This window comes from Cupriavidus sp. YR651 (assembly GCF_900101625.1).
In the GTDB taxonomy this organism is placed as follows: domain Bacteria; phylum Pseudomonadota; class Gammaproteobacteria; order Burkholderiales; family Burkholderiaceae; genus Cupriavidus.
Map to the genome: position 1 here is coordinate 49,743 of NZ_FMYZ01000021.1, position 21,614 is coordinate 71,356.

Below are 21,614 nucleotides of genomic sequence, written 5' to 3' on the forward strand. Positions count from 1 at the left end.
AGGAGAGTGTCATGGCAGAAAAGAAGAAGCCGAATTTCCTGATCCTCTGGGGCGACGATATCGGTCAGTCCAACCTCAGCATCTTCACCAAGGGCCTGATGGGGTACCGCACTCCCAATATCGACCGTATTGCCGAGGAAGGCGTGCTGTTCACCGATTACTACGGGGAGCAGAGTTGCACAGCGGGGCGCGCGTCGTTCATCACCGGACAGTGCGGGCTGCGTACGGGGATGACCAAGGTGGGTCTGCCAGGCGCCGAACTGGGCATGCGCGCCGAGGACCCGAATATCCCGGAGTTGCTCAAGGACCTGGGATATAGCACGGGCCAGTTCGGCAAGAACCATTTCGGCGACCGCGACGAGCATCTGCCGACGATGCACGGCTTCGACGAGTTCTTTGGCAACCTGTATCACCTCAATGCGGAAGAGGAGCCGGAACTGCCCGATTACCCGGATGCCAAGGAGTTTCCCGACTTCAGGAAGAAGTTCGGCCCGCGCGGTGTGCTGCACTGCTGGTCTGACGGCAAGGGCGGCCAGAAGATCGAGAACACCGGGCCACTCACCAAGGAGCGGATGAAGACCCTCGACGGCGAATTCCTCAAGGCGGCCAAGGCGTTCCTCCAGAAGGCTCACAAGGAGGGCAAGCCGTTCTTCCTCTGGTTCAATACGTCGCACATGCATTTCCGGACGCATATCGAAGACCGCATCCGCGGCCAGGCGGGGCGATGGCAGTCGGAGTACCACGATTGCATGGTCGAGCACGACAAGCAGATCGGCGAGATGCTGGCGCTGCTCGATGAGCTGGGCATTGCGGACAATACGATGGTCATGTACAGCACCGACAACGGCCCGCACATGAACTCCTGGCCGGACGCGGGGATGACGCCGTTCCGCAACGAGAAGAATTCCAATTGGGAGGGCGCATACCGCGTGCCCTGCATGGTGCGCTGGCCGGGTGTCGTGAAGCCGGGCACGGTGTGCAACGAGATCGTCAGCCACCTCGACTGGCTGCCCACGATTGTCGACGCGGCAGGCGATCCCGAAGTCAAGGAAAAGCTGAAGAAGGGACACAAGGCCAACGGAAAGACCTTCAAGGTACATCTCGATGGCTTCAGCCTGGTCCCGTACCTGACCGGCAAGGCCGCGAAGCCGGAGCGCAAGGGCTTCCTCTATTTCACCGACGATGGTGACCTTGCCTGCCTGCGCTATGACAACTGGAAGGTGGTCTTCATGGAACAGCGCACGCCCGGCACCTTGCGGATCTGGGCCGAACCGCTCGTCACGCTGCGCGTGCCCAAGGTGTTCAACCTGCGCACGGACCCTTACGAGCGGGCGGACATCACGTCCAACACCTACTACGACTGGCTGCTCGACCACGTATTCATCCTCGTGCCGGCGCAGGCCGGCGTGGCCGAATTCCTGCAGACGTTCAAGGCATTCCCGCCGAGACAGAAGGCGGCGAGCTTCGGTGTGGACCAGGTGATCGAGAAGATGATGGACTCAGCCGGCGGCGGGCAGCGTTAGCCGCGCCTTTCTGGCGCTGATTGGCCGCTATTCGGGCGCTAATTGGGCGACATGCCGGTGCCGGCCGGGGCGGTGTCCTTCGGGACATCTCCCCGGGCCCGGCATCGCCAGGACACGCCATGGACGTCAAGACCCTGGTTCTTTTCGCGTTCCACATCGCAATCGCGGGGACGGTATTCAGCTACGGCCTCCAGGCAACGCGCGATGACGTGCTGTACCTCGCCATTCGTCCCGGATTGCTCTTGCGCTCGCTCCTGGCCGTGCTGGTGATCGTGCCAGTGGTGGTGATCGTCTGCGTCAAGCTGCTGGACCTGCCGCAGCCCACTGGCGTAGTGCTGGTCGCGCTGGCCATTTCGCCGGTGCCACCGCTGCTGCCGGCGAGGGAGAAGAAGGCCGGCGGCGCGACATCGTACGGGCTGGCGTTGCTCTTGCTGCTCGGGCTCGGTGCGATCGTCACGGTGCCGCTCTGGGTCGCGCTTCTCGACCTGGTGTTCGCACAGCCGCTGGCCATGCGGCCGGACGCCATCGTAAAAATCGTGCTCACCATGGTGGTGGCGCCGCTGGTGGCCGGATTGCTGTTCTCGAAGCTGGCGCCTCGTGGTGCGCGAGCACTGCTCGTGCCCGTGCGCCGCGTGGCCAACGGGCTGCTGGCTGCGGGGGTGCTGGCCCTGCTGGCGGGCACATGGCGCGCGATCTGGTCGGTCACCGGGCATGGGACGGTGCTTGCGATCATCGCGTTCGTGCTCTTGGGCCTGCTCGTCGGCCACATGCTGGGCGGGCCGGCGCGGGAGCACGCCTCGGTGCTGGCGCTGTCGACGGCCTCGCGGCATCCGGCGATCGCCATGGCTGTCGCGTCGGCCAACTATCCCGGGGAACAGTTTGCCCCGACCCTGATCCTCTACCTGATTCTGTGCGCGGGCGTGGCGCTTCCCTACGTGAAATGGCAGCGCCGCCGTGCGCGATCCATCCCTGACTTTCCTTGACGAGCCGCGCGCAAGGCGACTCGGAACGAGCCTGAGGTCCCCACCATGACCCTCCCTGCCGACCGCGAACCCGCAGTCGCGCCGACGTCGGACGCCAAGCGCGATTCAAGGGCTGACGAAAACAAGCAATCGCCGGCGACGGCGACTTCGCTTGCCATCGAACGTACTTTCCTGGCCTTCGAGCGAACGCTGATGGCCTGGCTGCGCACCTCCCTGTCGATGATCAGCTTTGGCTTCACGCTGGCGAAGTTCTTCCAGTATCTGGAAAGCCAGCGGGGCGCGCCGCTGGTTGGTCGGTTTGGCAACACCTGGTCGCCGACGGTGGTGGGGATCGCCATGGTGCTGGTTGGCACCGGGTCCCTGATCGCGGCGGTGATCCAGCACAGGCGTCGCGTGCGTGCGCTGCACCGCGAGGGCATGCTGCCACAGTGGAATCTGGCGTACTGGGTTGCCGTCATCGTGGCCGTGCTCGGCGCGTTTGCGCTGGCTTCCCTGATGGTGGACGCATGATCGCCCCTGCGTCAACACAGTACCTGCAGCGCAGGTGCCGTCATCAGGCAGGGGCTCACTCGGAAGACTACGCCGATACCGTCCCCCCGCAGCCTGCCAGGGCATCCATATACCGCGATGGCGGCATGGCGTCGATGGTGGCCTGGAGCGCTTCCTTGCGCAGCGATGGCCGCCTGACCAGCGCATCGACATAGCGTGCGACATCGGGCAGGTCGTCCCACATCGACGCCAGCCCCAGATACGCCAGCCGCACCAGATTGACGCCCCACAGCACATCGCCAAGCGAGAACGATGCGCCCGCGAGATAGGGCCCTGAATCGAGACCCGATTTGGGCCCCGCTGCCGAACCCAGCGTACCGTCCAGCTCTTTCAGCAGATTCGCGACGTGCTGACGAGTGACGCGCTGAAAGGTCGCATCGTGGCAGACCGACTTGCCGCCGCGTTCCTTCGCGATCTTCGCGCGATAGGCGGCAACCAGTTTCGCATCCCCGGCATTGGCGGCGATCATGGTTTCGAGCGCCATGATCTTGTAGTCGTAGACCGTTTCCATGACCGTCTTGAGCGCATCGGGGCGCAGGTCGGCGTCGGGATGAAAGCCGTAGAGCAGCGTGCCGTTCGGAATCCGGTCGACGATGCTCACCTGACGCATCACCGCGGTACGCGCCTCGGCGTCGTCCGGCAGTAGCTGAACCGGATCGCGCGATACCGCGTCCAGATAGCAGCAGATCCGCTGCGAGTCCGCGATCACGCGGCCGGCTTCGTAATCCACCAGCAACGGCACCGTGCAGGGATCGAAGCCCTCGGTCTCCACCGACGTGCGCCCGCTATAGCCGCTGACAAACGCCCGCCCGACTTCCCGGCCGGCGATCAGCCGCAGACGGACGTAGGGCGGGTGGTAGTGCTCGGCGGGAACGACGCCGTCCGGACCCATCGAACTCAGGATCTTCATATCGTTCGACCGATACGGCAGCTGCTTTTCGAACAGCACCGTGCGGACCTTTTGCGAGCACAGCGAACTGGCCGCGTGGAACAGTTCAAAACGCGGGTTCGCGTCATGGCCCACGATGGTGATCCGCGCGGGATCGGCCATGGCGGCGCGGGCACCCGCCGCGAGTTCTTTTATCCCCTGATCATTGCTCATTGCTGGCTTCCCCTGGCTAAATGGTTGGCGGTTGGCTTACAGGATTCCGCGAATCGCGCGTCCCATTACTTGTGCATGTGCGGACACACCGCAGGCGGGTCGCCGATGAAGCCGCGCGCCGACCAGAGTTCCGGAAACGGAATCTCGTCCATGGTCGGCACCAGCCACGCAACGCCCTCGGTGCCGAAGTAGGCCGGCCGGCCGCCAAACGTGCGGCGTGTGGCCATCAGGTGCAGATACTTCCAGGTGGAGAATCCCTCGGCGATATCGGCCAGCGTCTCGCCGAGCTGCTGAAGCTCCCGGTTTTCGTTCGGGTCGGCGTAGACATCGCGCCAGACCTTCTCGATGGCCTTGCTCGGCGCGTAAGGCACGCCGAAATCGCGATCCAGCATCGCCGCCGGCACCGCAAAGCCGTTGCGGTCCAGATAGGCGAGCACGTCGTCATAGAGGCTCGGTTCGGCCAGCGCCTGGTTGAGCTGCTTCCAGCGCTCGGGCTGCGGCGTGAAGTGCTGCAGATGCTCCGCTTGCTTGATGCCGAGCAGGTAGACCATCTGCCGATACGTCCAACCCTGCAGCGCGGTGTCCTTGCCATACGTCGCCACCGCGCGCGACAGGATGGACAGCAGATCGGTCGGCGTCATCCACGCGATCGAGCGCCACGTGGCATTGAGCGGCTCATGATGGGCGACGACACGCCGCAGCGTCCGGCAGGCCTGCGTGAGGTCATCGGCGCGCAATTGCGCCTGGGCGATCTGCAGTTCCTTGATGATCAGCATCCAGTAGAGCTCGGACACCTGCACCGAGACGATCCACGCATGCTCTCCGGGGTGATCGCTGACCGGATGTTGCAGCGAGTGGAGCACGTCGGTGTGCATCCACGCACTGTAGGGCGTCTGCCCGGTCGACGCGCCGGCCGGTGCCGGGCACGCATTCTTGACGGGTTCGTTCATCGTTGTCTCCTCGTTGTGGGGGTACGTCTGTCAGGGCTCGCAGGTGGCGACCGTTTGCAGCATCTGCTCCATCTGTTGCGCGATCTGCAGCAGCGCGCCGTCGTCGCCGGGCCTCGCGACGATCTGCAATGCCGCGGGAAGGCTGTGGTCGCCGGTCGGCAAGGGAATCGAGATGGCCGGAAATCCCGCGATGTTGAACGGCGCGGTATAGGTCATCAGCGCCTCGCGGACCGTGCCGGTCCAAGCGCCGATGCTGACGTTGCTGGCATCGAGATGCGGTGCGATGCATGGGCATGTGGGCAGCACGAGGTAGTCGACCGTCGACATCACCTCATGCAGCCTCGCCGTGAATTGCCGCCGTGTCTGCTGGGCCGCCGCATAGGCGCGCAGATCCATGGTTTCCGCGCGCTTCAGCCGGTCGACGGTCTCCGGGTTGTAGTGCGTGGCGATGCGGTCCCAGTCGTTGCGACGGAAGTGCTCGATGCCGCCTTCGATCAGCACGATGCTCGCAAAGGCATCGAACACGGCATCGAACAGGCCAGAGGTGCCGATGTTCACGCACGCAAATATCTGCGCCAGGCGCTGCATGGCGCCATCGAAGGCGGCCGCGATATCCGGGCTCAGCGGCACCGGTGCGATCTCGCGGATCACGCCGAGGCGAGCGGAAAGCCACGCGTCGCTCTCGGGAACCTCGATGTGAAGGGCTTCCGCGAGCATCACCACGTCGTCGACCTGTTCGCCGAGCAGGCCAACGTGGTCGCAAGACGGCGCCAGCGGAAACACGCCACGTGTGGAGAGCGTGCCGAGCGTCGGCTTGAAGCCGACGACGCCGCAGAGTGCAGCGGGAATCCGGACCGAACCGCCGGTATCGGTCCCCACGCCCGCCATCACGGCACCGTGCGCGATTGCCGCCGCGGCACCGCCGCTGGAGCCACCGGGGATGCGCGAGCGGTCGAGCGGATTCAGGGTGTCGCCGAATCTGGCGCTGGCAGTCGTCACGCCCCACGCGAACTCGTGGGTCGTGGTCTTGCCGATGATGATGGCGCCGCGCTCCACCAGCGCTCTCACGATATCGGCGTCGGCAGCGGGCAGATTGCCGAGATAGGCAGCCGACCCGTACCGGGTTTCCATGCCCTTCGTGTCGATCAGGTCCTTGATGGCGATAGGCAGCCCTTCGAGCGGGCGCTGCCGGTTTTCGCCATAGCGGCGGTCGCTTTCCGCAGCTGCCTTCAGCGCACGATCCCAGTCGATGGCGGAAAACGCGTTGAGGGAGCGCTTGCTGGCCTCCGCCGCTTCGAGGGCCTGCTCCGTCAGCGCGGTGGCGGTGATCCGCCGTGCGGCAAGGGCACGGAGCGTCTTGCGCAGGCCCGTCGCCTGCGTGGCAGTACGGGCTGGCTGCTGTAGATCGATCGTTACCACAGGCGCTCCAGCAGGGCTTCCAGCTTCCGGCCGGCGTCGTCGCCGAGGTCGCCGACCTCGGAGGGGTAGTTCTGCATCAGCAACGCGGCCACCTCGGGCAGCTTCGCCCGGTCGAAATCGAGCGTGCTGAGCCGGCTGGGCAAATTCAGCGCTTCCACCACGGTCGCGATCCGGTTCGCGAGGGATATGGCCGCTGTCTGGCCGTCATGGTCCGGCGAGAAGATCTTGAACTTCTGGCCATAGGCGCCGGCACAGGCGCGAATGACGGGCGCCAGCGTCACGCACGATGTCACGCTATGCGGCAGCCCAAACGTGCCGCCGAGGATGTGCCCGATGCGATGGCTCAGGCCATAGATCACCGAGGCGGGATAGAAGTAGCACTGCCACGCGGCGAGCTGAAGCTGCAGCAGATCGTCTGCCGAGACCAGACCGCGCTCGATGGCCTCGCGAGTCTCGAGGTTGCGCGGCCACTTCTCCAGCACGGCGAGGAAGCGCTCCACGCCCCTGGCCGCCAGGATCGCATGGGGATGATCCACGTCGACCCTGCGCATGCCTTCCACTGCGTGATCGATTCCCTTGATGGCCGAACTCAGCAGCAACGCGCGCGGCGTGTCGACGATCAGCCGTGGGTCGATGGCCACCAGCGTGGGCGTCGTTTCGCGCACGGCGTAGCTGCGCTTGAACTTCTGCGGGCCATCTGTCTCCGTCACGCCGAAGTAGTGCGAGAACTCCGATCCGGACAAGGTTGTCGGGAACGCGGCGATGGGGAGATAGCGTCCGGTTTGTTTGAAATGCTCGTAGGAAACCGCCTTCGCGGCGTCGAGCACGGAGCCGCCGCCCAGCGCGACAATCGATCCCGCATTGCTTTCGATGCAGGCACGAAGGCCGTCACGCACCGCGAAGTCGGGCACATGCGGCGGCAGGTTGGTAAAGGTGCCCACCCCATCGCGAATGCCCGGCTGCAAATACTCGCGATTCAATCCCTCTAGAAACTCCACCGTGAACGTCATCGGACGGCTGATGCCGTGGTCGCCCATGGATGCGGCGACGGTCTTCAGGATGTCGTGCCCCCAGACAATCTCTTCCTGCGGCAAGCATTTCAACTGGTTCATCCACTCACTCCATTGTCTCGTGTGCCATCGATGCTTCGATCTCGAGTGAGAAGATAGGCGATCTGGATTCGGCCGTGCGCGCGGCATTCGGGAACGTACCGTTCATGAAATTGGACGCCCGCAATGCGTGGAGTGACGCGGGTTTGCAGCCGACATGCCAGGCATGCGAGGTCACTCAGGTAAACCCTCGGCGCGTGTTCGCGCCTCGCGCACGGCACCTCGCAAGGAGCCTTGTCACGCTGGATCGTTCATCGTTCTCGGACGAAGCTTGCAAGCTTTTCCCGCTTCGCAAGGCAGGGGATGTGTCTATGATCTTTTCCACCATAACGACCCCCACCACGAGAACGGAGACAGAAAATGGAGACAGCCAACATGGATACGATTCAACTCACCGAAGCGTTGATTCGCGGACGCCAAAGCAAGCGCGGCTTCCTCGATCGGCCAGTGCCGATGGAGACCCTCAGGGAGATCCTGTCGGTGGCGAAGTACGCGCCGAGCTCAAGCAACACGCAGCCCTGGCGATGCTATGTGCTGACCGGTGAAGCGCGCGCGAAGATCGTCGATGCGGCGGTCGACGCGTATCGCGCGAGCCCGGAGACATTGGCGCCCGAGTACCCGTTCTTTCCGAAGGAGCTGCCGGCGCCGTATTCGTCCCGCTTCAATACGTTCCGTGGGATGCTCGGCGATGCGCAGGGCGTGGCCAGGAGCGATATCGTCGGCCGCAGGCGCGACGTGGAACGTCAGTTCCGGTTCTTCGATGCGCCAGTGGGACTCATCTTCACGATGGACCGGCGCCTGGAATGGGCCAGCTTCCTCTGCTACGGCTGCTTTCTGCAGAACATCATGCTCGCTGCGCGCGCCGGCGGGCTGGATACCTGTCCGCAGCAAATCTGGTCGCTGCAATCGGAAGTGCTCCGTGCCGGCCTCGGCATTCCGGAAGGAGAGATGGTGGTGGCCGGCATGTCGCTCGGTTACGCCGACAACAGCATGCCGGAGAACAACATGGCGCTGCACAAGCTGGAACTCGATGAGTTCGTCTCGTTCGTCGACCACTAGAGCACAGAACCGGCGCACCATGCGACGCCGGCCGGCGGCAAGCGGGAGTCCTCCATCCTCCATAATGACGGTCACCGCGCGTGCGCGCGCTGACCGGATTCCCGCCTCATGTACTCCCTCGATGATCTCAGGCTGTTCGTGCGTACCGCCGAGCTGGAAAACCTTTCCGCGGCGGCGCGCGAACTTGACCGCACGGCGGCCACCGCCAGCGCGGCGCTGATCCGTCTGGAGCAGCGCCTGAATGCCCGTCTGTTTGCCCGCACCACGCGCCGCATGCGCCTGACTGAGGAGGGCCGCGTCTTTCTGGACGCCGCACGCAAGGCGCTGGCCGCGCTGGAGGAAGGGGAAGGGGCGCTGGCCGAGCAACGCGACGCCCTGGCTGGCCCGCTGCGCCTGACCGCGCCGTCCGATCTCGGGCGCACCTGGCTGCGCGGCTGGCTCGACGAATTCCTCGACATGCATCCGCAGGTCTCGCTGGAGTTGTCGATCGGCGATTCGATCACAGACCTGTATCGCAGCAACATCGATCTCGCCGTGCGCGTGGGCTGGCTGGAGGATTCCAGCCTGGTCCGTCGCCAGCTCACCACGTTGCGCCGCGTCGCCGTGGCGGCGCCGGCCTATCTGGCGCGCGCTGGCACGCCAACGCATCCGCAGGAACTGGCGTCGCATGACGTGGTGGTGTTGTCGCCGGGTGGGCAGCCGCGCAGCCGCTGGCCGTTCCGTTCGGGCGACGCGTGGCTGGAGGTGGAAGTGATCGGCCGGCGCAGCAGCGATGATGGCGGCATCGTCCGCGACTGGGCGCTGGCGGGCCATGGCGTGGCTTACAAGAGCTGGTTCGACGTGGCCGGGGACGTGGAGGCGGGCAGGCTGGTGCTGCTGTTTCCCGCGTGGTACCAGGAGCCGCCGATGCCACTGCAACTGGTGTTCCTGCAGAGCCGGTATCCGGCGCTACGGCAGCGCCGGCTGATCGAATTCCTGCAGGAGCGATTCGCCGCGTTCGACGCGCGCTTCCCGTTTCCCGCCTAGGCGGCGTGGCCGCCCGGGGGAGTTAGCGGACGGGCGCGGGAGAGGTGTTGGGCGACGAAGTCGCGGCGCTGTCCGCCGGTTGCGCCGGTGGCGTCAACGTGGACGGTGGCGCCGGCACGGCGGGTGCGGCGGAGTTGGCCGAAGGGGCCGTTGAAGTCGAAGGCGCCGGCGCAAGCGTGGCGGGTGCGCCCGGTGCGGATGCGGTCACGGCTGGTGCGGGCTCGTGCCCGGCATCCGGCGTGGCTTCCGCCGTCTCGCCCGGATCAAGGGCCATGCTGTTGTCGGCGGTTGCCGACGATGCGCCCGCCGGCGGCATCGCGTCCGCCTCGGTTGCGGGCAACACCGGGCGGCGCGGGGAAGGGCGCGGTGAGGTGACGGCCTCTTCCTTCTTGCCGGAGGCAAAGAGCGACTGGTACCAGCCGCGAATCTGGGTGGTGATGGCCGAGTACCACGTCTTTTCATCGGCCTCGGCAAAGCGTGCGCGGGCGTCGATCACGCGTGCGCGCAGCGAGCGCTGGAAGAAGTCGCCGACGATTGGCAGCGCGCTGTGCGCGCCCTGGCCCCAATAGTCGCTGCGCAGCGTCACGCGGCTGTCGTTGAAGCCGACCCACGCGCCGGCCACCAGTTGCGGATGCATCAGGATGAACCAGCCGTCGGCGTTGTCCTGCGTGGTGCCGGTCTTGCCCGCCACGTCGGCGCGGATGCCGTAGCGCGTGCGGATGGCGGTGCCCGTGCCGCGGTCGATGACGTCGCGCATCACGTCGACCAGCGTTTCGGTTGCCGTGGCCGAAAGCGCGCGTTCCGGAGACGACGGCCGGAACTGGGCCAGCACCTTGCCCTCGCGGTCCTCGATGCGCGTGACCATGGTCGGCGCGACATACTGGCCGCCGTTGGCGATCGTGCCGTAGGCGCTGACCATTTCCTTCAGCGTGACCGGGCTGGTGCCCAGCGCCAGCGACGGCACGGCATCGAGCCGGCTCTCGCGCACGCCCATCGCACGGGCCAGCCGCGCCACGCGCTCGGGTCCCACGGTCTGCACCAGTTGTGCGGTGATGGTGTTCTTCGAATAGACCAGGCCATCGCGCAGGCTCATCGCGCGGCCTGTAGCCGGCGATTCGTCGGTGGGACGCCAGATCTCGCCGCCCGCCAGTTTCATCTCCACTGGCTGGTCGATCAGCGTCTCTTCCGGGCTTTCGCCCCGCGCAAACGCGGCGCCATAGACAAACGGCTTGAAGGTCGAGCCCGGCTGGCGGCGTGCCTGGGCCACATGGTCGAACGCATCGACCGTGAAGTCGCGGCTGCCGACCCACGCGCGGATTTCTCCGGTGGCGGGGTCGATGGCCATGAAGCCCGCCTGCACGCGCGTCTTCTGCTGGCGCAGGGACTGCATGAACGCGTTGTTCGCCAGCAGGTGCTTGAGCGCATCGTCCTCGCTCTGGCCGCCCGCGACGGCGGCGCGGAATTCAGGCGATTCCCGCACGAAGGCCTGCACCAGCGCCCGACTTTCCGCCCAGCCCGCGCGCGGCGCCCATGCCGCGTTGGCGATGGATTGCAGCTGGTTCCCCTGGCGCGTCAGCGCCTGGTTGGCCAGGGCCTGCAGCCGGGAATCGATGGTCGTATGGACCACGAGCCCATCGGTGTAGAGGTTGTAGTCGTTGCGGTCCGCCCATGCGATCAGCCACTTGCGCAGCTGTTGTGCAAAGTGGGGCGCGGTGCCGGGGGCTTCGATCTGGCGTTCGAAGTCGATGCGCAGCGGCCGCATCTTCAGTGCGTCGAACCTGGCGGCGTCCAGCTTGCCGCGCTTGACCATCTGCGCCAGCACGATGTTGCGGCGCTCCAGCGCGCGCTCCGGGTTCAGCACCGGGTTGTAGTAGCTGTTGCCCTTGAGCATGCCGATCAGCGTGGCGGCTTCCAGCACGTCGAGCTTGTCGGCGGATTTGTCGAAGTACGTGCGCGCCGCCATCTCGATGCCGAACGCGTTGTACAGGAACGGCACGGTATTGAGGTACGTCTCCAGGATCTCGTCCTTGGAGTAGAGCGCCTCGATCTTGAACGCGGTGATGGCTTCCTTCAGCTTGCGCGTCATGGTGGGCGCCCGCCCGATGTCGTCGGGGTAGCGGTTGCGCGCGAGCTGTTGCGTGATGGTCGATCCGCCCTGGCGGTCGCCCGAGAACGTGTGCAGCGCCGCGGATGCCGTGCGGCGCCAGTCCAGGCCGTGATGCTGATAGAAGCGGTGATCTTCCGTGGCGATCAGCGCGTTCACGACGTTCGGCGAGATCTCGGACAGCTTGACCCAGTCGCGGTTGGCCCAGCGGTAGACCGCCAGTTCCTTGCCGTCGGCGGACAGGACCTGTGCCGGCTGCTCGGACTTGGCCTTGCGGATGTCGCTGATGCCCGGCGTGAACGGCACCAGCAGCAGCACGTAGAGAGCAAACAGCGCCGGGAGGGCTGCCATCGCAATGAAGACGCCGCGTCGGGTGGGACGGCGCAGTCGCTGCAGTGGCGCAAGTCTGGGGGCGAGATATGTCTTGATCGAATCCAGGCGCATGACGCAGGCATGTCGAGCCTGCGGCACACGGCCAGGCTGACAAATGCCATTCACAGAAAAGTGTGCATCGTACCAAAACCCGGCTGGGGAAAACCCGCATTTCGTGCCCAATACGTACGGGTATCCCCCGATGGTGGGGGGTGGTTGAGGCCGCAACGACACATGGGTTTCACATTCAGTTGTAACAATCCGGGTCGCCCCCCAAAGGTCGCCGACTGACGTCGGATGCCGGCGCGCCACGTAGCGCGCCCGCCACGTCGTCGGGGCGGGGAAGCATCTCAATGTCTTAACAAAACGAGAAACTACTGTGAAGAAAGCTCTATTTGCCCTGGCGGCTGCTACCTGCGCGATGTCTGGCGTGGCGTCGGCTCAATCCGCCTCCAACGTTACGCTGTATGGCATCGTCGATGCCGGCGTGGAAGTGGCCACCCATGTGCCGGGCGGCAATGGGCAGACCGCCGTGCGCATGAACTCGGGCAACATGTCCGGTTCGCGCTGGGGCCTGCGCGGCGTGGAAGATCTCGGTGGCGGCCTGAAGGGCATCTTCACGCTGGAATCGGGCTTCGATATCGATACCGGCCTGTCGGGCCAGAGCAACCGCCTGTTCGGCCGCCAGTCCTACGTCGGCCTGCAGAACAACTGGGGTGCCCTGACGCTGGGCCGTCAGCAGAACGCGCTGTACGACCTGTTCGGCGCCTATGACCCGATGGCCGTCGGCCCGCGCTATTCGCTGAACAGCGTGGACTCGGGCTTCAACGGCCGCGCCGACAACGCCGTCAAGTACACCGGCAAGTTCGGTGGCCTGACCGCCACGGGCTTCTACAGCACCGGCCGCGACAACAACGGCGAAGTGCCGGGCGACTACAAGGCCGGCCGCAACTTCGGCCTGGGCGCGTCCTACGCCACCGGTGGCTTCTCGGTCGGCGCCGCGTATGACCAGTACCAGGGCGCCACGTCGGCCCTGTCCGACCGCGCCGTCAAGCGCGCCGCCATCGGTACGGCGTACGACTTCGGCGTGGCCAAGGTCTTCGCCGGCTACCGCTGGATGCGCGACGACGGCATCGCCAGCGTGGCCACCGCGGCCTCGCGCAACAACGTCTACTGGCTGGGCGGCCTGTACCGCGTGACGCCGGCCCTGTCGCTGACGGGCGCCGCGTACTACACGGACACCCACAACAGCGACGCGGATCCGTGGATGTTCGTGCTGTCGGCGGACTACTCGTTCTCCAAGCGCACCGACGCTTACCTGAACCTGGGCTACGTCCGCAACAAGGGCAACTCCAACCTGGGCCTGAGCGGCACGGGTACGGCCGTTGCCGGCGAGAACCAGGCCGGCGCCGTGATCGGCGTGCGTCACCGCTTCTGATACGGAAGCAGGCGACAGCCGGCAGGCGGGGCCTTTCCCTCCGTCCTGCCGGATAGCACAACGCCCCTCACCCGGCTTGGCGGGGAGGGGCGTTCTGCATTCCGCGTTCTGCATCCGAGCTCTGCACCCCGGGGTTTGCGATCCGCGTTTCCGCGTTCCGGCAGGAAAGGACGCAGCGATCAGCCTATCTGTTCGCGCGAGTGGGCGGCGTTGCCGTCCTCGGCGCGCAGCCGCTCCAGTGCCTTGGTCAGCAGCGCGCCTTCCTCGGCATCGGTGGTGGCGTGCAAGACCTGCACGGCGTCGTGCAGCTGGCGCTTGTCCTCCTCGTTGAGCTGATCGGCCTCTTCCATGGCCTCCAGTTCCCGGTTCACGCGTTTGCCAAGCTTGCGTACGAATTCAGGGTCCAGTTGCCCCTGACTGGCACCATGTGCGATGTGATAGATCAGGGCCGTCAGGCCTTCCGGCGTGGTTTCGGTCACGGCGATGGGATGGCGTTTCATGGCAACTCCGGGGAAAGGACGGTTTCATTCTAGTGACTGACGCGGTCAGAAGAAGGTGCAAATCGGGTCTGCCTGCGCGAAGTCAGTGGATGTGCGCGTGACGTGCGCCGCGTGTGCGCCTCTGTGCGTCCGGTGTGGATCCGGTGTGGATCCGGTGTCGACATGGCGTCGATATGACGTCGATATGACGTCGACCCGGTGTGCGGCATGCGGCGCTCCACGGACTTATTGCCGAAATATTTCATCGCCAGAATGTCATCCCGTCGAGCCCGCTGAATAAGTCGGGAAATCAGATGCGACCGGAGGGGTTGCCGCGGGCCGACATCGCCACTGACCAGCCGTCTTCCATGGCTGCCCTGTGAGAGGCGCCAGGAATGGGCCGGTGGCAGATGATTGTTCAATGCGCGGGGAACTCGAGCCGTCTTCATGACGGCTCTATTTATTTGCGTGCCGCCTGTTTGCGGCTGGCTACGGCGGATAAGGCACTTCGGCCGGGGCGTGGCGTGTAGACGATAGGAGGATGGCGGCGTGTGTGCAGCTACCTATACTGGAACCGTCCGCTGGAACAGTCTGCTGGAACTATCCGCTGGAATCGTCCGTTCGTTCAAGGGAGCACGCCATGCCGAGGATCGCCGTTCTCTTGCTGTTGCCACTTTGGCTCGCGGGTTGCGTATCGATCAGCAGCAGCGACCCCAACCCGCCCCAGAAGACCACCGTCGTGACGCCGGCTCCCGGTTGCACATCTGGACCCTGTTACTAGTTCTCGCAGCGCGGCGCACCTCGCTACCTCAGTGCGCGCTGACGCAACGGCGCGCCGGGTGACACATCAGGGCGCCGTCTGGGCGGGTTGCGCAGCGGCGGCCTCGCGGACTTGCCGCATCACGCCTTCCGCGAACAACACCGGCCCGTAGACGGGCACGCCCGCCGTGCGCAGCGCCTGCGCCGTCCACGTATTGCACGTGTAGAAGCCCGCGTAGGTGGCCGTGGCGCCAAAGTACAGTCCGCCTTCGTAAGGGCCGTCGCCCAGCCGGACGGGTGCGCCGCTGCCATCCAGCTGCACCGCATCGCCGAGAAATGCCTGGAGTCGCATCGAGCCGGCCTGGCTGATGCGGAGCCGGACAACGTTGTCCGCGCTGAAAGCGGCTGCCGGCGTGTCACGCAATATCGTCAGCAGGATCGCGCCTTCGCCCGGCAGCAGTGCGGACAGCAGTGTCATCGGCCCACGCTCGCGGCTCACGAGATAGTGGCGATCGCCAAAGCCGAAACAAAGGAAGCGCGACCCGTCATAGCCCTTGAGAAGCGGCATCAGTCGCGCGCCCGCATCCTCGGTACGGATGCAGACGTCGGTGTGCCATTCCCGCTCCACCACGTCGATCGTGGTCTCCACGGGGGGCTCTGGTGCGGCTGCTGGCGCCGCTGCCGGCGACGAAACACAGCCCGCCAGGCATGCCACGCTCAGGTACGCGCTCAGATGCGCCCTCATGTGCGTCCTCAGGTGCGTCCTCAGGTGCGTCCTCAGGTGCGTCCTCAGGTGCGTCCTCAGCTTGCGGCTCAGGGCTCCACTCGGGTAGCCGCTCAAGCCGCCACTGCCGGGGCGCGGGGATGTGTTCACGACACCGTCCGCTCGATCAGGCCGGTCAGGCCCCAGCCCGCCAGTCCGCTAGCCAATACCACGACCCACGGCGGCAGCCGCCAGACCGCCAGCGCCACCAGCGCCAGCAAGGCCAATGCAAAATCCTCCGGTGCATGGATGGCACTGGTCCACACCGGCTGATACAGCGCCGCCAGCAGCAGGCCGACCACCGCCGCGTTGATGCCCGCGAGCGCCGCCTGCGCGCCGGCGTTGCGGCGGATGCGTTCCCAGAAGGGCAGCGTGCCGAAGACCAGCAGGAAGGATGGCGCGAAGATCGCCAGCAGGCACAACATGCCGCCCATCCATCCCGAGGGCGCTTGTTGCATCGCCGCGCCGAGGAACGCGGCAAACGTGAATAGCGGTCCGGGCACCGCTTGTGTCGCGCCGTAGCCGGCCAGGAACGTGTCGTTGCTCACCCAGCCCGTGGGCACGGCCGCCGCCTGCAGCAGCGGCAGGACCACGTGGCCGCCGCCAAACACCAGTGCGCCGGCGCGATAGAACGCATCGACCATGGCCAGTGCATGACTGGGGACCAGCCGCGCGGCAATCGGCAGGCCGATCAGCAGCACGAAGAACGCCAGCAGGCATACCACTGCGGCGCGATGGCCGACGCGGATCGGCAGCGGTTCATGCGGCGCCATCTGAGCCGGACGGAACCACCGTGAACCGGCGATGCCGGCAAGCGCCATCACCGCCATCTGACACCACGGCGATGGCACCAGCGTCACGGCCACCGCCGCGAGCGTCATCAGCGTGATACGCGGCGCATCCGGGCACAGTGCGCGCGCCATGCCCCACACCGCCTGGGCGACCACGGCCACCGCGGCCACCTTGAGCCCGTGCAACGCGCCGGCCGGCACGACGTTTCCATAGGCCGCAAGTCCCATCGCAAACAGGATCAGGGCGATGGCCGACGGCAGCGTAAAGCCCAGCCACGCCGCCAGCGCGCCGCCGTAGCCAGCCCGCGACAAGCCCACCACCATGCCGACCTGGCTGCTGGCCGGCCCCGGCAGGAACTGGCACAGCGCGACGATATCGGAGTAGGCGCGCTCGCTTAGCCAGCGTCGTTGCGTGACGAACGCGGCGCGAAAATAGCCAAGATGCGCCACCGGGCCGCCAAACGACGTCAGGCCGAGCCGCAGGAAGACCAGAAAGACCTCCCATGCGCCGGCCTGTGCGTGGCCGTCTTCATACTCCCGCGATGTTGTCATGAGCGATGTCTCCCGCCATTCACGGCCTGGATGGTTGCGACCAGGCCGCTGCCGTCGGTCGGATGCCGGTTGGCGAAGCTGACGGTGAGGCCGTGCAGCACGGCCACGCGGCGCGCAATGGAGATGCCGAGGCCATTGCCCTGTTCGCGCTGGTTGGCGCCGCGGAAGAAGCGGTCGCCAAGACGCGGAAGCAGATCGGGCGCCACGCCCGGGCCATGATCCGAGACGGTGATACGGTCCTGCGCGAAGGCCAGTGTCACCAGCGTGCCGGCGGGGCTGTAGCGAATGGCGTTATCGAGCAGGTTGCGCAGCATGGTGCCAAGCAGGGTGGGATCGCCGCAGGTCGGCATCGGCGGGCGGTCGGCAGGCGGCCAGACCACCTCCATGTCGATATTGCGGCGTTCGGACAGCAGCAGGCAATCGGACAGGACCTGTTGCACGACACTGTGCCAGTCCACCGGGCCGCGCGTGGGGGGCTCCGCTTCATCCTCGAGCCGGCTCATGGTCAGGAGCTGCGAGACCAGGTGGCTCATCCGGTCGATGCCGACCTCCACGTTCGCGGCGGCCTGGGCGCGCTCTTCCGGGTCCCCGGAGCGCCGCGCCACGTCCCATTGTGCCTTCAGCGCGGCCAGTGGCGTACGCATTTCGTGGGCGGCATCGGCGGTCAGTCGCCGTTCATGTTCGAGCAGCGCCGACACGCGGTGCAGCAGCTGGTTCATCGCGTTGACCAGTGGCACGAGCTCGGGCGGCACCGATGACAGCCCCATCGGCGAGGGGTCGTCCGGCGTGCGGGTGGCAATGGCGGCGGACAGGGTGCGAACGGGGCGCAGCGTGCGCTGCACGCCCCAGACCAGCAGCGCGGTCAGCAATGGCAGCCCGAATACCCAGGGCAGCACCTGCGCCTGCATGTAGGACACCACCAGTTCCTCGCGCTCCGCCATGATTTGTCCGACGCAGACGCGCCAGCCGTCCACCGGATCGACCAGGTAGTAGAGCCGCCACGGCACCCCGTCGATTTTCCTGTCGGTAAAGCCGCGCACGGCGGGCAGGCGGGGCAGGCGGTCGCCGTCGGGGTCGATATGGAGCGGCTCGCCGTTGGGCCGCCACGCGGCGATGGCCAGGTCGCCAAGGCCGGCATCGCCAAGATCGCCGAGGTCCGTATCGCCGGGCGCGGGGCCGTTGGGCGGCGGCTGTGGCACGGCGCCGAGCTTGACCAATGGCAGCACGGCCTGCATCTGCTGCGCCATGCGGACCATGGCGGTGTCGTACAGTTCGTTGATTTCTTCCTGCGCGCTCAGGTAGACCAGCCCGCTGGTCAGGACCCAGGCAAAGGCGACGGCGACCAGCACCGCGAGGATCAGGCGCCGCTGCAGCGTCATGCCTCGCCCCCGATCGCCTCCAGCGTCCCGAGCGTGTAGCCGGCGCCGCGCAGCGTGCGCACGATGCCGGGATGAATCTTGCGGCGCAGATGGTGGATGTGGACTTCGAGCGTATTGCTTTCCGACCCCTTGTCCCAGTCATAGAGCTTGTCGCGCAGGAACTCGCGCGTCAGCACGCGGTTGGGATGCATCAGCAGCAGCTCCAGCAGCATGGCCTCGCGCGCGGTCAGTTCTACGGGTTTGCCCTGCCACAGCGCCAGCCGGGCGGCCGGCTGGTATTCCAGCGCGCCGTGGCGCCACACGGGTTCCGGCATGCCTGCAGTCCGGCGCGAGACCGCGCGCAGCCGGGCCGCCAGTTCATCGAGTTCCACCGGCTTGACGAGGTAGTCGTCGGCACCCGCGTCCAGCCCGCCGATGCGGCTTGGCACCGCGTCGCGGGCCGTCAGCACCACCACGGGCGTCTGGATTCCCTGTTGCCGCCAGCGTGCCAGCAGCGCCATGCCGTCGTCGTCCGGCAGGCCGAGGTCCAGCACCACGGCGTCGTAGTGCATCATGCCTATCGCCCGGTCGGCCTCCGCGCCGGTGGCAAACCAGTCGACAGCGTGACCCATCAGCTTCAGGCCGCGCTGGAGGCCGTCGCCAAGCATGGGGTCGTCTTCAACGATAAGGATTCTCATCTTGCAGTTTGAAACGGGTGCCTGAAACGGGCCGCATCATGCACCCGAACGGCCTGAAGCGTAGCATCGCGAACAGACGGCCGCACGATTAATGTGAGATTAAGGTTCGTCTCCTAAGCTGCGCGCTCCCTTAGAACGGGTGAGTGCGTGCGCAGGACTGTCATGGCGGCGCCGGCACCCCCGATTGCGCCCCGATCCATGCCGAATCCGACTTCGCGCCAGCCCGCCGCTTCGCTCCCCGCCGTGGACGCCGCACATGGCCTGCGCGGCATTCGCGCGATGTCGTGGTCGCCCACCGCCGCCTGGGTTGCGGTATTCGTGGCGGTGGCGCTGCTGGTCTGGTTCGGCACGCTTGGCCTGCGCCATCTGATCGGCCCCGACGAGGGCCGCTATGCGGAGATCTCGCGCGAGATGTTCGCCAGTGGTGACTGGATCACCATCCGCTACAACGACCTGAAGTACTTCGAGAAGCCGCCGTTCCACATGTGGGCGACGGCGCTAGCCTATACGCTGTTCGGCATCGGCGAATGGCAGGCGCGGCTGTGCGTGGCGCTGGCCGGGCTGGCTGGCATCGGCATATCGATGCTGGCGACGTGGCGCTGGTTCGGCGCCCGCGCCGCCGCCTTCACTGGCCTGGCGCTGCTGGCAGCGCCGATGTGGAGCGTCGCGGCGCATTTCAATACGCTGGACATGACGCTGGCGGGGGTGATGGCCTGCGTGCTCGGCTGCATGCTGGTGGCGCAGCATCCGGACGCCACGGTCTCCGCGCGGCGCGGATGGATGCTGGCCTGCTGGGCGGCAATGGGCGTTGCGGTCTTGACCAAGGGACTGGTCGGCGTGGCATTGCCGGGCCTGGTGCTCGTGGTCTATACCGTGGCGACGCGTGACTGGGGACTCTGGCGGCGCCTGCACGTGGCCGCCGGGGCTGCGCTCCTGCTCGCCGTCGCGGTGCCGTATTTCTGGATGGTGTCGGCACGGAACCCGGAGTTCCTGAACTTCTTCTTCATCCACGAGCACTGGCAGCGCTATACCTCGAACATCCATTCGCGCTCGGGGCCGATCGTCTACTTCGTGCCCATCGTGCTGGCCGGTTTCCTGCCGTGGCTCGGCCTGTTCCCGCGCCTGTGGAAGGCCATGCGCACCCCGGCCGAGGGCGCTGCCACGTTCCGCCCCGCGCTGATGGCCGGTATCTGGGCCATCGCCATTTTCGTGTTCTTCAGCCTGTCGCGCTCCAAGCTGCCGGGCTATATCGTGCCGGTGTTTCCCGCGCTGGGCATCCTGGCCGGCGTGGCGCTGGATCGCATGGACGTGCGCGCATGGAGCCGGCAATTGAGCGCGATGGCGATCGTCACCGCCTGCGGGTTGCTGGCCAGCCCCGTGGTGGCCACGCTCAACGTCAATCACACGCCGAATTCGTTCTACCGCGCCTACGCCATCTGGGCTGCCGCCGCGTTCCTGGTGATGCTGGCCGGCGTGGCCATCGCGCGCTGGCTGCTGCGCCGTGGCGTGCTGCCGAGCGTGGCGGTCTATGCGCTGGGCATGTACCTGGGCTTCATGCTGGCGCTGACCGGGCACGAAACCGTGGGTCGGCCCGCGTCAGGCGCCGACATCGCGCCGCAGATCCTGCAGAAGCTGACCCCGGGCATGCCGCTTTACGGCGTGCGCATGCTCGACCATACGCTGCCGTTCTACCTGCGCCATCCGCTGGTGATGGTGGGGGAGGCCGATGAGCTGACCTTCGGGGCGACCGTCGAGCCGGCGCGTGCGGTGCCCGACATCGCCAGCTTTGCCAGGCTGTGGAAGAACGGCACGCCCGCGATGGCGGTGATGTCGCCCGAGACGTTCCTCGAGCTCTCGCCGACGCTGCCGATGTATGTCGTGGCGCGCGACTGGCGTCGCATCGTCGTGACCAACGTCGCCGGTCCCACGCCGGTCCTGGCCGCACGCTGAGCACAGCGACAGCGTCTTGCGCCTGGCGACCTTACGTATTCCGTCTTTCTGATTTCTATTCCTATCCTCATGCAGCAAAAGCGAGTCCTGATTCTTGGCGTCAACGGCTTCATCGGCCACCACCTGACGCGCCGCATCCTGGAAACCACGCAATGGGAGGTCTACGGCATGGATATGTCGTCGGACCGCCTGGGCGATCTGGTGAACCACCCGCGCATGCACTTCTTCGAAGGTGACATCACCATCAACAAGGAGTGGATCGAGTACAACATCCGCAAGTGCGACGTGATCCTGCCGCTGGTGGCGATCGCCACGCCGGCCACCTACGTGCGCCAGCCGCTGCGCGTGTTCGAGCTGGACTTCGAGGCCAACCTGCCGATCGTGCGCGCCGCCGTCAAGTACGGCAAGCACCTGGTGTTCCCGTCGACCTCCGAGGTCTACGGCATGTGCGCCGATGACGAATTCGATCCGGAGGCCTCGCCGCTGGTGTACGGCCCGATCAACAAGCCGCGCTGGATCTACGCTTGCTCCAAGCAGCTGATGGACCGCGTGATCCACGCCTACGGCATGGAACAGGGCCTGAACTACACGCTGTTCCGTCCGTTCAACTGGATCGGCGCGGGGCTGGAC

The 21,614-nt window shown here is 66.2% G+C and carries 18 protein-coding genes; 8 read left to right on the top strand and 10 right to left on the bottom strand.

All coding sequences use genetic code 11. From position 1 onward, the window contains the following. Window positions 1–11: 11 nt before the first annotated feature. The 3 genes from BLR29_RS29830 (at window position 12) to BLR29_RS29840 (ending at window position 3,016) form a co-directional block, all read left to right on the top strand. On the top strand, window positions 12–1,523 hold the full coding sequence (locus BLR29_RS29830) for an arylsulfatase (protein ID WP_092143110.1): 1,512 nt from the start codon (window positions 12–14) through the stop codon (window positions 1,521–1,523). 119 nt (window positions 1,524–1,642) lie between these two features. After that, window positions 1,643–2,506: a hypothetical protein gene (locus BLR29_RS29835; RefSeq protein WP_092143113.1), complete on the top strand. Its 864-nt coding sequence runs from the start codon at window positions 1,643–1,645 to the stop codon at window positions 2,504–2,506. Window positions 2,507–2,551: 45 nt separating this feature from the next. Beyond that, the gene (locus tag BLR29_RS29840) at window positions 2,552–3,016 is read left to right on the top strand and encodes a YidH family protein (protein ID WP_092143116.1); all 465 of its coding nucleotides are present in this window, start codon (window positions 2,552–2,554) and stop codon (window positions 3,014–3,016) included. 67 nt (window positions 3,017–3,083) lie between these two features. Here the strand turns inward: BLR29_RS29840 and BLR29_RS29845 are convergent, their stop codons facing one another. The 4 genes from BLR29_RS29845 to BLR29_RS29860 all read right to left on the bottom strand — a co-directional run bounded on the left by BLR29_RS29845 (window position 3,084) and on the right by BLR29_RS29860 (window position 7,638). Further along, complete coding sequence (locus tag BLR29_RS29845; protein WP_092143119.1) at window positions 3,084–4,157, bottom strand: glutathione S-transferase family protein; 1,074 nt, start codon at window positions 4,155–4,157, stop codon at window positions 3,084–3,086. Window positions 4,158–4,222: 65 nt separating this feature from the next. Beyond that, the gene (locus BLR29_RS29850) at window positions 4,223–5,107 is read right to left on the bottom strand and encodes a tryptophan 2,3-dioxygenase (protein ID WP_092143122.1); all 885 of its coding nucleotides are present in this window, start codon (window positions 5,105–5,107) and stop codon (window positions 4,223–4,225) included. Window positions 5,108–5,137: 30 nt separating this feature from the next. Continuing rightward, window positions 5,138–6,526, bottom strand: a complete 1,389-nt coding sequence (locus tag BLR29_RS29855) for an amidase (protein ID WP_255371512.1) — start codon at window positions 6,524–6,526, stop codon at window positions 5,138–5,140. Next, window positions 6,520–7,638 (bottom strand): iron-containing alcohol dehydrogenase, encoded by a 1,119-nt coding sequence (locus tag BLR29_RS29860; RefSeq protein ID WP_092143125.1) that lies wholly within the window; start codon window positions 7,636–7,638, stop codon window positions 6,520–6,522. Before BLR29_RS29860 ends, BLR29_RS29855 begins: the two co-directional genes overlap by 7 nt. Window positions 7,639–8,010: 372 nt before the next feature. On the opposite strand from BLR29_RS29860, the gene BLR29_RS29865 reads away from it, so the two are divergent. Both BLR29_RS29865 and BLR29_RS29870 read left to right on the top strand, forming a co-directional pair. Then, window positions 8,011–8,694: a nitroreductase gene (locus BLR29_RS29865; RefSeq protein ID WP_092143165.1), complete on the top strand. Its 684-nt coding sequence runs from the start codon at window positions 8,011–8,013 to the stop codon at window positions 8,692–8,694. A 108-nt stretch (window positions 8,695–8,802) separates the two neighbouring features. Beyond that, window positions 8,803–9,720 carry a LysR family transcriptional regulator gene (locus BLR29_RS29870; protein ID WP_092143127.1) on the top strand — a complete coding sequence of 306 codons (918 nt, stop codon included), beginning with the start codon at window positions 8,803–8,805 and terminating at the stop codon, window positions 9,718–9,720. Window positions 9,721–9,742: 22 nt separating this feature from the next. On the opposite strand, the gene BLR29_RS29875 is transcribed toward BLR29_RS29870, so the two are convergent. Further along, window positions 9,743–12,268: a penicillin-binding protein 1A gene (locus BLR29_RS29875; RefSeq protein ID WP_092143130.1), complete on the bottom strand. Its 2,526-nt coding sequence runs from the start codon at window positions 12,266–12,268 to the stop codon at window positions 9,743–9,745. Between the two features lie 307 nt (window positions 12,269–12,575). On the opposite strand from BLR29_RS29875, the gene BLR29_RS29880 reads away from it, so the two are divergent. Continuing rightward, complete coding sequence (locus BLR29_RS29880) at window positions 12,576–13,634, top strand: porin (RefSeq protein ID WP_092143133.1); 1,059 nt, start codon at window positions 12,576–12,578, stop codon at window positions 13,632–13,634. Between the two features lie 179 nt (window positions 13,635–13,813). Here BLR29_RS29880 and BLR29_RS29885 read toward each other — a convergent pair whose 3' ends face one another. The 5 genes from BLR29_RS29885 to BLR29_RS29905 form a co-directional block, all read right to left on the bottom strand. Further along, window positions 13,814–14,134, bottom strand: a complete 321-nt coding sequence (locus BLR29_RS29885; protein ID WP_092143136.1) for a hypothetical protein — start codon at window positions 14,132–14,134, stop codon at window positions 13,814–13,816. Window positions 14,135–14,960: 826 nt separating this feature from the next. After that, window positions 14,961–15,617, bottom strand: a complete 657-nt coding sequence (locus tag BLR29_RS29890; protein ID WP_092143138.1) for a DUF2459 domain-containing protein — start codon at window positions 15,615–15,617, stop codon at window positions 14,961–14,963. Between the two features lie 125 nt (window positions 15,618–15,742). Further along, window positions 15,743–16,978, bottom strand: coding sequence for a chromate efflux transporter (gene chrA, locus BLR29_RS29895; protein WP_092143141.1), 1,236 nt, complete (start codon window positions 16,976–16,978; stop codon window positions 15,743–15,745). Next, a complete protein-coding gene (locus tag BLR29_RS29900; protein WP_092143144.1) occupies window positions 16,975–18,357 on the bottom strand; it encodes an ATP-binding protein in 1,383 nt (460 codons plus the stop codon). The genes chrA and BLR29_RS29900 overlap by 4 nt, the downstream gene beginning before the upstream one ends. Next, window positions 18,354–19,034, bottom strand: coding sequence for a response regulator (locus BLR29_RS29905; RefSeq protein ID WP_092143147.1), 681 nt, complete (start codon window positions 19,032–19,034; stop codon window positions 18,354–18,356). The genes BLR29_RS29900 and BLR29_RS29905 overlap by 4 nt, the downstream gene beginning before the upstream one ends. Before the next feature lie 198 nt (window positions 19,035–19,232). Here BLR29_RS29905 and BLR29_RS29910 point away from each other — a divergent pair, with 198 nt between their 5' ends. Together BLR29_RS29910 and BLR29_RS29915 are read left to right on the top strand one after the other, a co-directional pair. Continuing rightward, entirely contained in the window at window positions 19,233–20,984 is a 1,752-nt protein-coding gene (locus BLR29_RS29910) for a glycosyltransferase family 39 protein (protein ID WP_092143168.1), read from the top strand. 69 nt (window positions 20,985–21,053) lie between these two features. Next, the coding region (locus BLR29_RS29915; protein WP_143018558.1) for a bifunctional UDP-4-keto-pentose/UDP-xylose synthase at window positions 21,054–21,614 on the top strand (561 nt) is incomplete at its 3' end.

Excerpts from the sequence above, each read along its gene's own strand:
- BLR29_RS29830 (WP_092143110.1), top strand. The coding sequence starts at position 12 with ATGGCAGAAAAGAAGAAGCCGAATTTCCTGATCCTCTGGGGCGACGAT.
- BLR29_RS29835 (WP_092143113.1), top strand. The coding sequence starts at position 1,643 with ATGGACGTCAAGACCCTGGTTCTTTTCGCGTTCCACATCGCAATCGCG.
- BLR29_RS29840 (WP_092143116.1), top strand. The coding sequence starts at position 2,552 with ATGACCCTCCCTGCCGACCGCGAACCCGCAGTCGCGCCGACGTCGGAC.
- BLR29_RS29845 (WP_092143119.1), bottom strand. The coding sequence starts at position 4,157 with ATGAGCAATGATCAGGGGATAAAAGAACTCGCGGCGGGTGCCCGCGCC.
- BLR29_RS29850 (WP_092143122.1), bottom strand. The coding sequence starts at position 5,107 with ATGAACGAACCCGTCAAGAATGCGTGCCCGGCACCGGCCGGCGCGTCG.
- BLR29_RS29860 (WP_092143125.1), bottom strand. The coding sequence starts at position 7,638 with ATGAACCAGTTGAAATGCTTGCCGCAGGAAGAGATTGTCTGGGGGCAC.
- BLR29_RS29865 (WP_092143165.1), top strand. The coding sequence starts at position 8,011 with ATGGATACGATTCAACTCACCGAAGCGTTGATTCGCGGACGCCAAAGC.
- BLR29_RS29870 (WP_092143127.1), top strand. The coding sequence starts at position 8,803 with ATGTACTCCCTCGATGATCTCAGGCTGTTCGTGCGTACCGCCGAGCTG.
- BLR29_RS29875 (WP_092143130.1), bottom strand. The coding sequence starts at position 12,268 with ATGCGCCTGGATTCGATCAAGACATATCTCGCCCCCAGACTTGCGCCA.
- BLR29_RS29885 (WP_092143136.1), bottom strand. The coding sequence starts at position 14,134 with ATGAAACGCCATCCCATCGCCGTGACCGAAACCACGCCGGAAGGCCTG.
- BLR29_RS29890 (WP_092143138.1), bottom strand. The coding sequence starts at position 15,617 with ATGAGGGCGCATCTGAGCGCGTACCTGAGCGTGGCATGCCTGGCGGGC.
- chrA (WP_092143141.1), bottom strand. The coding sequence starts at position 16,978 with ATGACAACATCGCGGGAGTATGAAGACGGCCACGCACAGGCCGGCGCA.
- BLR29_RS29900 (WP_092143144.1), bottom strand. The coding sequence starts at position 18,357 with ATGACGCTGCAGCGGCGCCTGATCCTCGCGGTGCTGGTCGCCGTCGCC.
- BLR29_RS29905 (WP_092143147.1), bottom strand. The coding sequence starts at position 19,034 with ATGAGAATCCTTATCGTTGAAGACGACCCCATGCTTGGCGACGGCCTC.
- BLR29_RS29910 (WP_092143168.1), top strand. The coding sequence starts at position 19,233 with ATGCCGAATCCGACTTCGCGCCAGCCCGCCGCTTCGCTCCCCGCCGTG.